13 protein-coding genes are annotated in these 12,591 nt (G+C 35.1%); 4 read left to right on the top strand and 9 right to left on the bottom strand.

The features are described from left to right. On the bottom strand, positions 1 to 378 hold the full coding sequence (locus HRU49_RS01755; protein WP_296353523.1) for a Na(+)-translocating NADH-quinone reductase subunit F: 378 nt from the start codon (positions 376 to 378) through the stop codon (positions 1 to 3). Between the two features lie 21 nt (positions 379 to 399). Then, positions 400 to 1,266, bottom strand: coding sequence for a DUF4846 domain-containing protein (locus HRU49_RS01750; protein WP_296353521.1), 867 nt, complete (start codon positions 1,264 to 1,266; stop codon positions 400 to 402). Positions 1,267 to 1,321: 55 nt separating this feature from the next. On the opposite strand from HRU49_RS01750, the gene HRU49_RS01745 reads away from it, so the two are divergent. Beyond that, positions 1,322 to 2,758, top strand: coding sequence for a DASS family sodium-coupled anion symporter (locus HRU49_RS01745; RefSeq protein ID WP_296353518.1), 1,437 nt, complete (start codon positions 1,322 to 1,324; stop codon positions 2,756 to 2,758). A 49-nt stretch (positions 2,759 to 2,807) separates the two neighbouring features. Beyond that, positions 2,808 to 3,245: a Na(+)-translocating NADH-quinone reductase subunit F gene (locus HRU49_RS01740; RefSeq protein WP_296353516.1), complete on the top strand. Its 438-nt coding sequence runs from the start codon at positions 2,808 to 2,810 to the stop codon at positions 3,243 to 3,245. 73 nt (positions 3,246 to 3,318) lie between these two features. Here the strand turns inward: HRU49_RS01740 and nqrF are convergent, their stop codons facing one another. Genes nqrF through HRU49_RS01710 form a run of 6 tightly spaced genes read right to left on the bottom strand, consistent with a single transcriptional unit; the run spans position 3,319 to position 9,446 of the window. Beyond that, positions 3,319 to 4,629, bottom strand: a complete 1,311-nt coding sequence (gene nqrF, locus HRU49_RS01735; RefSeq protein WP_296353613.1) for an NADH:ubiquinone reductase (Na(+)-transporting) subunit F — start codon at positions 4,627 to 4,629, stop codon at positions 3,319 to 3,321. A gap of 12 nt (positions 4,630 to 4,641) precedes the next feature. Then, on the bottom strand, positions 4,642 to 5,376 hold the full coding sequence (gene nqrE, locus HRU49_RS01730) for an NADH:ubiquinone reductase (Na(+)-transporting) subunit E (protein WP_296353514.1): 735 nt from the start codon (positions 5,374 to 5,376) through the stop codon (positions 4,642 to 4,644). Positions 5,377 to 5,425: 49 nt separating this feature from the next. Next, entirely contained in the window at positions 5,426 to 6,058 is a 633-nt protein-coding gene (locus HRU49_RS01725; RefSeq protein WP_296353512.1) for an NADH:ubiquinone reductase (Na(+)-transporting) subunit D, read from the bottom strand. A 3-nt stretch (positions 6,059 to 6,061) separates the two neighbouring features. After that, a complete protein-coding gene (locus HRU49_RS01720) occupies positions 6,062 to 6,817 on the bottom strand; it encodes a Na(+)-translocating NADH-quinone reductase subunit C (RefSeq protein WP_296353510.1) in 756 nt (251 codons plus the stop codon). A gap of 2 nt (positions 6,818 to 6,819) precedes the next feature. Next, positions 6,820 to 8,097 (bottom strand): NADH:ubiquinone reductase (Na(+)-transporting) subunit B, encoded by a 1,278-nt coding sequence (locus HRU49_RS01715; protein WP_296353509.1) that lies wholly within the window; start codon positions 8,095 to 8,097, stop codon positions 6,820 to 6,822. Beyond that, positions 8,097 to 9,446, bottom strand: a complete 1,350-nt coding sequence (locus HRU49_RS01710; RefSeq protein ID WP_296353507.1) for a Na(+)-translocating NADH-quinone reductase subunit A — start codon at positions 9,444 to 9,446, stop codon at positions 8,097 to 8,099. Before HRU49_RS01710 ends, HRU49_RS01715 begins: the two co-directional genes overlap by 1 nt. A gap of 161 nt (positions 9,447 to 9,607) precedes the next feature. Between HRU49_RS01710 and HRU49_RS01705 the strand changes: the two genes are divergently transcribed. Continuing rightward, entirely contained in the window at positions 9,608 to 10,852 is a 1,245-nt protein-coding gene (locus HRU49_RS01705; protein ID WP_296353505.1) for a DUF5103 domain-containing protein, read from the top strand. Here the strand turns inward: HRU49_RS01705 and HRU49_RS01700 are convergent. Then, positions 10,845 to 11,405 (bottom strand): cysteine dioxygenase family protein, encoded by a 561-nt coding sequence (locus HRU49_RS01700; RefSeq protein ID WP_296353503.1) that lies wholly within the window; start codon positions 11,403 to 11,405, stop codon positions 10,845 to 10,847. The two genes, HRU49_RS01705 and HRU49_RS01700, sit on opposite strands and share 8 nt — an antisense overlap. A 54-nt stretch (positions 11,406 to 11,459) precedes the next feature. Between HRU49_RS01700 and HRU49_RS01695 the strand changes: the two genes are divergently transcribed. Beyond that, the coding region (locus HRU49_RS01695) for an aminotransferase class V-fold PLP-dependent enzyme (protein ID WP_296353501.1) at positions 11,460 to 12,591 on the top strand (1,132 nt) is incomplete at its 3' end.

Here is a 12,591-nt window from a genome sequence, read left to right as displayed (position 1 = left end):
TTAGTTCAAATTCATTTCTATGACCTGAATACCGTTATATTCTATCAAATAGTCTTCATTTAAATAAATAGGAAGATCTTCTCCATTAGGATTACCTAAGCCAACACCAGCATAAAGGACCTTTGCATTCTTTTCGAAAGCATGTTTTTTAAAGGTTTCCATCCAAACAACATCATAATTATTTGGATTCTCGGGCATGATAACCGCTCTAACAACAACAAAAAAGTACTGATTATTCTTATCGATACACACAAATTGTGGATGACGTTTTAAGGTGCTATTAATCGCCACAAATTCAAAACCACGAGCTTCTAAATCCTTTCCAACATGATTCATTGCTAAGTTATGTAGTTCCTGAGGGGTTAATGCTTTGCTCATAATACAAAGATACGAATTAGCTTACTTAAAACGAACGAATTTAGCACTACTGAAGGTATAATTAGACACTGAAACTTCAGCATTATCTTCTAGCTTATACCAAGGAGAAATAGAATTATCCGTGAGGTTTTTGACAAGATGAACACTTTGAGCTGGTGTATTTCCTTGAAAAATGAGAAATAATTTTTCACCTTGATTATTAATCACTTCGTCACAAAGCATGACGATATGACCAGGCGAACCGCCTTTAATTAACATATCTCCTATTTTAAGATCTTTGGCTTGGATAGACTTGAGTTCATAATCAAGCGACAATGTTCCTGAATAGGTAAAAATGAGATTTAAAAACTTATAAAAGTTAGTTTTAGAATAATCTTTCGAAGCTGTTTTATGAAAAGTAACTTTATTTCCATTGATTTTTGGTCGATATCCTTGAGCATATTTTATCCAGGAACAATAGTGCCCTGAAGTAAAATTAAACCCTATGTCATCTTTTCGGTTTTTTTCCCATAGGTACTCGCTTCTAATCCTTATCAGTGCGTCTGCACATTGTTGTAAGCCATTGTCAGGAACAGGAACTTCTAATATTCCGATATGTCCTCTTTGCCAAAAATATTCAGATGCGTCATAATTTATAATCTTACTTCCAAATGGTTTCAATTTGTAATTCCTAAGATAATCTTCAAAACTTCCTTTCGGATAGGATACACGCTGGTAGCCTTCAGGCACCATAACACGTGTTTTTACGGTTAGACTATCCCTATTGATTAAACTTGGAGTTTCTATAAGACCCTGAACCGTATGTGCAACTGTTTTAACTGGTTTAAATTGAAACGCAATTAGCACAAAAGCACTTATAACCAACAGTATTAAAAACCCTCTTTTCATTAGTTATGAAACGGCAAAAAATTAAAGTTCGTATTTATTTCTATTTTTACTCAACATGAAGCATCATCCTCTTTCAAAACGCTTAGGTCTTTTTTTAGGGCCAATACTATTCATTACTATACAATTACTACCATTTGAGTTAATTTCACCTCAAGCAGATACCGTAATTGCGATAGCCATTTGGATGGTATTATGGTGGATTACTGAAGCTGTTTCAATTTCTGTAACCTCATTGTTACCATTATTACTATTTCCACTTTTTAAAGTAATGCCAATAGCAGATGTTGGTGCTAATTATGGAAGCCCTATCGTTTTTTTATTCTTTGGAGGGTTTGTTTTAGCCCTTGCTTTAGAAAAAGTCAATCTTCATAAGCGTATAGCGTTGACCATAATTAAAATAACAGGAACAACTCCTAATAAAGTTATTCTTGGCTTTATGTTAGCAACAGCATTTATGAGTATGTGGATTAGCAATACTGCGAGCACAGTTGTAATGTTGCCTATTGCTATGTCAGTAATTAACCTTTTGATTGATGACAAGGACGGTTTTACCAAGAAAGATCAAAATTTTGCTTTAAGTGTTATGCTAGGAATAGCCTTTTCAGCCAACGCTGGCGGTATCGCTACTGTTATTGGAACTCCGCCAAATTCGGTACTTATTGGACTCTTAGAAAACGAATACAATATTGAAATATCCTTCGTGAATTGGATGATCATTGGCGTGCCTTTTTCAGCGGCATTAATTGCCATCATTTATTTTGTTTTAATCAAACTATTTCCGAACAAGGGGCTAGTTTTTGACGCATCAAAGACAGTAATTGAAGATGAGTTATCGCAACTTGGAAAAATCAATTCAAAAGAAAAACAAGTCTTATGGACATTCGCAGTAATTGTATCGTTATGGGTTTTCAGGAGTATTATAAACTCTATATTTCCGCAACTCGGACTAACAGATACAATGATAAGTATTTTAGGTGCCATTGCACTATTTGCAATTCCTCATAATCTTAAGAAAGGAGATTTTATCTTAGAATGGAAGGATACTCACAAATTGGCTTGGGGAATTTTAATCCTATTTGGAGGAGGACTTGCACTGGCCAAGGGTATGTCCTCAAGTGGTATTGTAGATATTGTAGCTAATACCATTTCTAACAGTGATATAAGTGTTTTGGTCACAGCATCACTTTTAATAATTCTAATGTTATTTATGACTGAACTCATGAGTAATGTTGCACTTACTGCAGTCTTGGCGCCCGTTGTTGCTGGTATTGCTATTGGTTTAGAAATACCTATTCTCTATTTATTAATTCCCGTAACCATGGCTAGTAGTTGTGCTTTTATGTTACCCATGGCTACGCCACCAAATGCTATTGTCTTTGCAAGTGGGTTTATTAAAGTACATCAAATGGCAAAAGTCGGTATACTATTAAATTGTATTGCTATTGCACTACTGATTTTAATGTTTCAGTTTGTGATTCCTCTAATATTCTAAATGCGAGCTTTTTATTATCTTAGGATTGAATTAGAAAAATTGCTAGAACATGAATACTTCAATTCGGTTTGAAAAGGCCATTAGAAAGCTCTATACAGCATTTCATAACAATACTTTAAACCCTGAGGATTGCAAACAATGCGCCGTTGGAAATATTTTAGATAATAAAGATAGTTGGAAGCATTTGACAGACTTACACGGCTCAACTAAGTTAAATTACGTTGGACTTGTCCATCAAAATCTCGGTAGAACCTTTAATGGCTATTCACCCTTAGAACTTCTTAAAATTGAAGCGGCCTTCTTAAAGGGTTGTGGTTATCGTCTTAGTAAATCTTATTGCTATAAACCAGATTTAATCAGTGATAAAACAATCTTATTTCATGGATTATGTGAAGTTGTCACAGTCCTTTGCCAATTGGATGAAATAGATGATGTAATGGATTATTCCAGTCTATTTCAATTTGAGGAAGTACTTACTGAAGGGTAATTAATAACTTTAATAAAATAAAAAAAGCCAGTTCGTCTGAACTGGCTTTTTTTTATATCCGTTATTCTTTGTTTTATCCACCGAAATCATCGAATCTAATATGCTCATCTGGGATACCAAAATCCTCTCCCATTTTCTGAACGGCTTGGTTCATTAATGGCGGACCACAGAAATATAATTCGATATCTTCTGGTGCATCATGATGATTTAAATAATTGTCGATAACACAGTTGTGAATAAATCCAACGAAACCGTCACCTGCTTCATCATTAATATCCTTTTTCACTTTCCAATTATCTTCTTCTAAAGGCTCAGATAATGCCATGTAGAATTTAAAGTTAGGAAAGTCTTTTTCTAATTTTCTAAAGTGCTCTATATAAAATAACTCTCTTTTAGAACGACCTCCATACCAATAGGTTACTTTACGACCAGTTTTGATCGTTCTAAATAGGTGATATAAATGCGAACGCATTGGTGCCATACCTGCACCACCTCCTACGTATAACATCTCACTTTCTGATTCATTTATAAAGAACTCACCATAAGGTCCAGAAATAATCACTTTATCACCTGGTTTTTGAGCAAATATGTATGAAGACGCCACACCTGGATTAACATTCATCCACTGATTTTTAGCGCGATCCCAAGGCGGAGTTGCAATACGAACATTAAGCATAATTTCTCTACCTTCCGCTGGGTAAGAGGCCATAGAATAGGCACGCTCTACAGTTTCTGTATTTTTCATTATTAATGGCCAAAGACCAAACTTATCCCATTCTGCCTGAAACTTGTCTGGTGTTTCATGCTCTTCAGGATGCGCAGTAATGTCTATATCTTCATATTTAATTTCACATTGAGGGATTTCAATTTGAATATATCCACCTGCTTTATAATTCATATCCTCAGGAATCTCAACTACGAATTCCTTAATGAATGATGCAACATTGTAATTACGCACAACCGTCGCTTCCCATTTCTTAATACCGAATACTTCTTCAGGAATGGTAATTTCCATATCCTGCTTAACTTTTACTTGGCAAGCCAAACGTGCTCCATGCTGCAGTTCTTTTCTAGAAAAATGCGGTGTTTCAGTAGGTAGTGCCTCACCACCACCTGATAGAACATGACATTCACATTGAATGCAAGTTCCACCACCACCACATGCAGAGGGTAGGAATACTTTATTTGTTCCTAATGTAGATAGCAACGTCCCACCAGAGGCTACTTCAATTTCTTTTTCTCCATTAATCAGAATCTTTACAGGTCCTGAAGGCGATAATTTTTGTTTTACAAATAATAACAGTGCTACTAGCAACAATGTAACCAATAAAAAGGCTCCGACCGTTGCTAATACTGTTCCAAGTGTACTTGCGGCTAATATCATCATTGTATTCAATTACTTGTTTGTGTTGTCAGCTAATTCTAAGTCAGCCTTAGCCTTAGCGTCGTCTTTTAAATCTTCTTTAATAACCTTAATAGTTGCAGCTTTATCTTCTTTCTCTGCACCATCATCACCACCAGTTAACATACCACCAAAACTCATGAACCCTATCGCCATTAATCCTGTGATGATAAATGTTATACCTAAACCTCTTAAAGCAGGAGGTACTGCGCTATATCTAATTTTTTCACGTATTGCAGCAATTGCTAAAATGGCTAAGAACCATCCTATTCCTGATCCAATTCCATAATTTAATGCTAAGCCTAAGCTTGCAATTTCTCTTGACTGCATAAATAATGAGCCACCTAAAATGGCACAGTTTACAGCGATTAATGGTAAAAATATACCCAAAGAATTGTATAGTGACGGTGAGAATTTCTCAACAACAATCTCGACTAATTGAACCATAGTTGCAATAGTTGCTATGAACATAATAAATGATAAAAAGCTTAAATCATAGCTTGCATATTCTTCTCCTAACCACGACAAGGCACCGGGTTGTAATATATATTGATCTAATAACCAGTTAAGAGGTACCGTAATTGCTAATACGAAAATTACGGCAGCACCTAAACCAACAGCTGTGGATACTTTTTTGGATACAGCAAGGTATGAACACATTCCTAAGAATGTTGCAAATACCATGTTATCTATAAATATCGATTTAAAAAATAATTCTAAGTGTTCCATATATTTTTAGTTTGAGATCTTGAAACAAATTCAAGATGACAATTCAATGTTAATCTTCGATTAAGTCTTTATTACGTGTTCTTTGAATCCAAATGATTATACCTACAACAATTAATGCCATTGGTGATAATAACATAAATCCGTTATTTTCATAACCTATAGAATATAATCCTGTTTTTTCAATTGGGTCACCCAATACCTGAATACCTAATAAAGTACCAGAACCTAACAACTCTCTAAAAAAACCGACTATAACTAAAATGATACCATAACCCAATGCGTTTCCTATGCCATCTAAAAAGGATCGCCAAGGACCATTACCTAATGCAAAGGCTTCAAAACGTCCCATGATAATGCAGTTGGTAATAATTAAACCCACAAATACAGATAAGGTTTTACTTAATTCATAAGCAAACGCTTTAAGTACCAAATCCACAATAATTACAAGTGTTGCTACAACGATTAACTGTGCTATAATTCTAATTTTTGATGGAATGATGTTTCGCATTAGCGATATCACGACATTACCTACTCCCATTACAAATAAAACGGAAATTGACATTACAATTGACGCTTCTAATTCAGCTGTAATCGCTAACGCCGAACAAATACCTAATACCTGTATGGTAATTGGGTTATTATCTGTTAACGGGTCTAATATTAATCTACTATCTTTTCCCATAGTTTATTTTCCTTTTAGTGAATTAAAGTAAGGTAAATATAATTTTAAGTCTTTCTTTATCATGGCAGAGACCCCATCGCCTGTAATTGTTGCACCAGCAATAGCATCTACTTCGTTATCCGTCTTATCCATATTTTTAGGATCGGCATTACCTTTAGCCACAGTAATACCCTTGAAGTCCCCATTTTTAGATAATAAATGCTCACCAATGAAATCATCCATAAAATAACGTTGCTTGATATTAGCACCTAATCCTGGTGTTTCACCTTTATGGTCAAAGTAGGCACCTTGTACAACCATGTTTTCATCCATAGCTACATAACCCCAAATGGCATCCCATAATCCTTTTCCTCGTATTGGGGCGATGTAAAATGTTTTTCCATCCTTCTCACCAACAAAAAGTGGTAGACGTCTTGTTCCCCCATTCTTAGCTTTGGCCTGTTCTTTCTTTACATCAATTAAATAAGCATTGTTATCTTCAGAGGTATTACCACCTTCAATAACAAGTTGTTTTGTAATGTATTTAGAAAACTCTTCACCTGCTTTATCTGAAGCAACAAATACAGCACTTCCTTCGTCATTATCATTAACACCCATAGCGTAAAGAATGTTCTGTTGTTTTTCAATACGTCTATTCTCTGTAATAAGCGGATTTAAACCATCTTCTGATGCTAAAAATGAAAGTAAAGCACCAACAACCATTACCATTACGATAACGAATATGATTGTGTATGAATTCTTATCTGTTCTATTTTCCATAGCTAGGCAACTTTAGCTTTTAATCGTTTCATTCTTTTTTTCACATTTCCTTGAACCACATAATGGTCTATAGTAGGTGCAAACACATTCATTAATAAAATAGCTAAGAATACACCTTCTGGATATGCTGGATTAAATACACGAATCATAATTGAAATAAATCCAATTAAGAACCCATAAATCCATTTTCCTTTATTTGTTTGAGATGCTGTAACAGGATCAGTGGCCATATATACTGCACCAAATAAAATACTTCCAATTATTAAATGCTGCCAAAATGGAACACTCATAAGTCCATAAAACTTACTTGATTCTCCTATCCAACCTGCATCCACAACACCATTGAAAATTAAGCCCATGACCAATGCTCCAATGACTGTACTTAACATAATTCTCCAACTACCAATCTTAGTGAATATTAAAAATAGTGCACCAATGACAATTAAGAATTTAGACGTCTCGCCCACCGAACCAGGAATAATTCCCCAGAACATATCAGCATAAGAGTACAATTCTTCAGCACGAGCGCCATAAGTAGTTACAGTATCTGTTCCAGCTACTGTTAGTTCTTGTCCTGCTTTAGCATAGTACCCTAATAAGGTTTCACCAGAAATAGCATCTAAATTCTCACCTGCTGCAATAGCTGCATCGCGTTCAACTGCACCATGGACCCAAACTTTATCTCCTGACATCCATGTTGGATATGCAAAAAATAAAAATGCTCTAATTGTAAGTGCCGGATTTAGGATATTCATTCCGGTTCCACCAAAAACCTCTTTACCGATAACAACACCAAAAATTACAGCTACAGATAACATCCAAAGAGGAATGTCAACTGGCACAATTAATGGCACTAACATACCCGTTACAAGGTAACCTTCTTCTACTTCATGACCTTTGATAATAGCAAAAACGAATTCTACTGCTAATCCAACGCCATAAGAGACAGCCACAAGAGGAAGTACTTTCCATAAACCAATAACAAAATTATCCCATGTCCAGAAAGATGCTCCTAAGAAACCATCTGCTGAATCAATTAAACCTTGGGCTAAATAGTGCTGGTATCCAGCATTAAACATTCCGAATACTAAACATGGTACTAATGCCATGATTACAGTATTCATTGTACGTTTTAGATCATCTGCCGCCTTAATATGAGTACCATTATGAGTGGTCTCATTAGGCGTATATAAAAAAGTAAAGAGCGCATTAAAGCCAGGAAGCCACTTCTTATCTTTATTTTTCTCTTTAAAATTGTGTAAATTTTGTTTTAAACCCATTATCCTATTTCTTTAAGCATTAAGTCTAATCCTTCTCTAATAATTTTTTGATGTGGTTGTTTTGATACACAGACAAACTCTGTAAGTGCAAAATCTTCTGGAGCCACTTCATACATCCCTAAAGCTTCCATTTCATCTAAATCTTTATACATGCATGCTTTTAAAATCTGCATTGGAAAAATATCTAGGGGAAATACTTCTTCATAGCTACCTGTTACAACAAAAGCACGGTGCTCTCCGTTGGTATTGGTATTTAAATCAAACTTTTTCTTAGGATTTAACCAAGAAAAAGTCAAAGCTCTGGAAGTCGAAACTTTATTAAAAATTGGTTTATTCCAACCAAAGAATTCATAATCGTCGCCTTCGGGAATTATTGTGATGACATTACTATAGTAATCTAAACTTCCATCGGGTGCAACTTGTTTTCCAGACAAAACATTTCCAGAGATAATTCTATCATTACCATCTTTGTCAACACCATTGTCATAAATCATAGTTGCAACTTCAGAACCAATTTTTGTTTTGAAATATCTTGGTTTCTTTACCGAGGATCCAGCTAAAGCCACAATACGTTCTGCATTAAACTTTCCTGTTAATAGAAGCTCACCTATGATAACAAGATCTTGAGCATTGACCGTCCAAACAACCTCTCCCTTGTTTATTGGATCTACTTTATTTATTAAAGTTCCAACATTTCCAGAAGGATGTGGACCAGACACTTTGTGAGTAATTACATTTTCTAGACCTGCCAAAGGAGAATTTGTAGAACCTATTGCAGCATGCACTCCACCTTCAGTTAATTTAGAAAGCGCAGTAACAGCGGCTTGTAATTCTGCTTCTTTTCCTGCTAAGGTAAAATCTAAATCTGCGGCCAAAGGAGCACTTGCGTAGCCAGAAATGAAAACTCCTTTCGGTGTACTATCTGCACTGGCAACTACATCATAAGGACGTTGTTTAATAAACGCCCAACATCCTGATGCCAATAAGTGGGCTTTAATTTTTTCCGCTTCTGAATTTAAATCAAACGTTCCGTGATCGACGTAAGCTTGCTCTTTATCTGCAGTTATCTTAATTGCGTCTATGCGACGTCTTGGTCCACGCTGAATTTCCGTTACTTCCCCAGACACTGGAGAAACAAACTTCATTGCTTCATTATCTTTATTATAGAATAAAGTATCACCTGCTTTGACACGTGTACCTTCTTTTGCAACAAGTTTTGGGATAATACTGTGGAAATCTTCTGGTCTGACATAATAGAAATTGCTAATAATTGCATTTTCTACAGTTCTGTCGGCAGCGCCTACTAACTTTATATCTAAACCTTTTTTTATTCTGATGTCTTTTGACATATACTTAAAGATTAGTTATCTAAAAATCCGTGCAAATTTAAGAATTAAAGCGTAAATATATTTTCAATTTAGAGTTAAGGTTTTCTATTTATAATCATTATAAATAACAGTTTAAATTAAGGCATAGAAATTGATTATCTTTGTTAAAACGAAGCTTTCCTATGAAAATAAAATTGTTAATATCCCTTCTGTTTATGTGTATAATTGGATATTCCCAAGTTGTAGAAGTCGCTCCTCCAGATTTTATAAAAACTATAACCTTCAAGAGCAATACAACCCAAGGGCAACTTCCGATACTAAAACTTGGTGAACCGTTAATATTGGAATTTGATGCACTTAATGCCAACGAAGAAGACTTTTACTACGTCATCGAATATTTTGATTTCGATTGGAGTCCTTCTGTTTTAGTTAAAGCAGAATACCTCAAAGGACTAGATAACCAACGTATTTTAGAATACTACAATTCCTTCAATACCTACCAAGTTTATTCGCACTACAAGCTTCAAATTCCAAATATACAGACGCGTGGTTTGCTTAAAAGTGGTAATTATATGATTTCAATTTATGATGAATACGATGAACTTATGTTTAGCAGAAAATTCATGATATATGAAGATTTGGTAAATGTCGGGGTACGTGTAAAACGGTCACGAGATGTCAGAGTAATTGCAGAAAAGCAATCCGTAGATTTAGTTATTGCTACAAATAGTATCAATTTTAATAATCCTCTTGAAACCATAAAAACTGTTATTATTCAAAATAACAATCTAAACACAGCCATCTCAGATTTAAAACCGCAATATACCTTGGGTAACAAACTCGTATATAAGTATGATACAGAATCTGCGTTTTGGGGAGGAAATGAATACTTGTGGTTTGAAAATAAAGACGTGAGAACTTCGAATGTTGGAGTTCAATTTATTGATCTTAAAGACATTTATCAAAGTTATCTTTATCCTAATATCTCTAGAGCTGGCCGACCATACACTTATAATCCAGACCTTAATGGAAACTTTCAAATAACTGCCGCCGATAGACTTGATGTAGATGTTGAAGCCGACTATACTATGGTACATTTTTCATTGCGTCATGACGAATTAAAAGACAAAGATGTCTATGTCTATGGTAACTTTAACGCCTTTGCTATAGAACCTCTTGCACAAATGAAATACATTCCAGAAAGCGGCAATTATGAAGCAAGTTTTCGATTAAAACAAGGCTTCTATAATTACAAGTATGTTACCGTTGACAAGGTTACTAAAGACTTGAATGAAGGCGCTATAAGCGGCGATTATTGGCAAACCGAAAATAATTACAAAGTTTTGGCTTATTACAGAGACTTAGGGGCGCGTTATGATAGATTAATTGGCTATGGTGAAGCTAGCTCTGTAAACATCTCTAATTAGTTGTTTCGACATCGGTTACCGATTTAAACGTATCATCCTTTAGCTTTTTCTCCACAAGAGAACCTAGCTCATTGTCAAATGTCTGACTTTGTTTTATAGGTTTTGCATAAAGATGAAGACTAATAGCGCGGTTTGTGGTATTATTTCTTAGACGATGAAAGCCACTATTCTTATCAGATTTTGTCATCTGATTCTCAGTGAGAATTTTTGTTTTCGTGAGTTCTAGTTGCTGAGACGAACCCAACCTAAAGAAATCCTCTTCTAATTCTCCTTGTAACAAATACACCCAACATTCTTCGCCATCGTGATCGTGAATCGCAGTCTCTTGGCTTTTATCCCAACAAATTAAAATAAGCTCAAAATTTTCATCTCTATAAAAACAATTTCTCGAGTAACAATTAGGTGTCCAATGCTCAATCGCACTGAAATCTACAACCTCAAAATCAAAGTCTGTTAAAATTTGTGTGTAATCTTCTTTAGATGACTCCGACAATTGATATATTAGTGAATGAATATGCTCTTGAGTATTCAATTGTTTAGAATTATTCAGCATTAATAACGAAAAATAAGAATAAATTTACGCTAAGCAAAATTTGAAATTAAAGTAATGCAAAAAGACCTCAACTTATTTATCGAACTTGCTAACCTCTTACTCGAGGAAGAGCAACAAAATCCAGTTGCCAAGCCCATACCAACAACCACACTTTATAATGAACTTGATTTATCATTAAACGAAATAGGTATTGCTGACCGAGAACTTTTGAAAAATCTCCAAACAATTATAAAGAGCACACCTAAAACAGCATCTAAATCTTTTTTTAATCAACTTTTTGGTGGAAGAATTGGCAAAGCGACTTTGGGAGATTTATTAGCTGTACTTTTTAATAATAGCATGTATACCTATAAGGTCGCTGGACCGCAGGTTGGTATAGAAAAGCAGGTTTTGGGCAGTATATGTGAGCTCATTAATTATCCTAAGAATAGTGACGGTACCTTTGCACCAGGTGGCTCAATGAGCAATATGATGGCCATGATCATGGCGCGCGATGCTAAAAATGAAAGTGTTAGACGTCAAGGTATGTCAAATAAAATGACGGCATATACTTCTTCCGAATCTCACTACTCTATTTCAAAAAATGCAGCACTAACAGGAATAGGTCGCGAGAATGTTAGACTTGTAGAGACCAATGACGAAGGAGAAATGCTTAGCTCTCATCTGGAGACACTTATTTTAAAGGACATTAACAATGGCTATGAGCCATTTTTTATCAACGCTACTGCAGGAACTACTGTTCTTGGTGCTTTTGATGATATTGAATCCATCAGTAATATCGCTAAACAGTATGGCCTTTGGTTACATGTCGATGGGGCTTATTGTGGTGGAGTCATTTTTAGCATAACTTCCAAACATCTTGTAAAGGGTTTAGAAGCCTCTGACTCATTTAGCGTAAATGCACATAAAATGTTGGGGACACCTCTTAGTTGCTCGATAATTGTAACGCAGCATAAAGCACAACTGTACCATTCTTTTTCTAACGAAGCTGAATACCTATATCAGACTGATGGAGATGAATTCAATTTAGGAAAAACCTCACTACAATGTGGACGCAGAAACGACACGTTAAAAATCTGGACCTTATGGAAATCGGTAGGTAGATCTGGTCTCGAAAAAATTGTGAACAAACAATTCGAAATGGCAACAATTGCAAGAAATTACATAAGAAGTAACCCAGATTATC

Origin of the sequence: Winogradskyella sp. (assembly GCF_013213975.1) — a bacterium.
Taxonomy (GTDB): Bacteria; Bacteroidota; Bacteroidia; order Flavobacteriales; family Flavobacteriaceae; genus Winogradskyella.
This window is presented reverse-complemented; position numbering and strand designations above follow the sequence as displayed.

Coding starts and splice junctions, on each gene's coding strand:
- HRU49_RS01720 (WP_296353510.1), bottom strand. CDS start 6,817: ATGGAAAATAGAACAGATAAGAATTCATACACAATCATATTCGTTATC.
- HRU49_RS01740 (WP_296353516.1), top strand. CDS start 2,808: ATGAATACTTCAATTCGGTTTGAAAAGGCCATTAGAAAGCTCTATACA.
- HRU49_RS01710 (WP_296353507.1), bottom strand. CDS start 9,446: ATGTCAAAAGACATCAGAATAAAAAAAGGTTTAGATATAAAGTTAGTA.
- HRU49_RS01700 (WP_296353503.1), bottom strand. CDS start 11,405: ATGCTGAATAATTCTAAACAATTGAATACTCAAGAGCATATTCATTCA.
- HRU49_RS01755 (WP_296353523.1), bottom strand. CDS start 378: ATGAGCAAAGCATTAACCCCTCAGGAACTACATAACTTAGCAATGAAT.
- HRU49_RS01745 (WP_296353518.1), top strand. CDS start 1,322: ATGAAGCATCATCCTCTTTCAAAACGCTTAGGTCTTTTTTTAGGGCCA.
- HRU49_RS01715 (WP_296353509.1), bottom strand. CDS start 8,097: ATGGGTTTAAAACAAAATTTACACAATTTTAAAGAGAAAAATAAAGAT.
- HRU49_RS01750 (WP_296353521.1), bottom strand. CDS start 1,266: ATGAAAAGAGGGTTTTTAATACTGTTGGTTATAAGTGCTTTTGTGCTA.
- nqrF (WP_296353613.1), bottom strand. CDS start 4,629: ATGATATTAGCCGCAAGTACACTTGGAACAGTATTAGCAACGGTCGGA.
- HRU49_RS01705 (WP_296353505.1), top strand. CDS start 9,608: ATGAAAATAAAATTGTTAATATCCCTTCTGTTTATGTGTATAATTGGA.
- nqrE (WP_296353514.1), bottom strand. CDS start 5,376: ATGGAACACTTAGAATTATTTTTTAAATCGATATTTATAGATAACATG.
- HRU49_RS01725 (WP_296353512.1), bottom strand. CDS start 6,058: ATGGGAAAAGATAGTAGATTAATATTAGACCCGTTAACAGATAATAAC.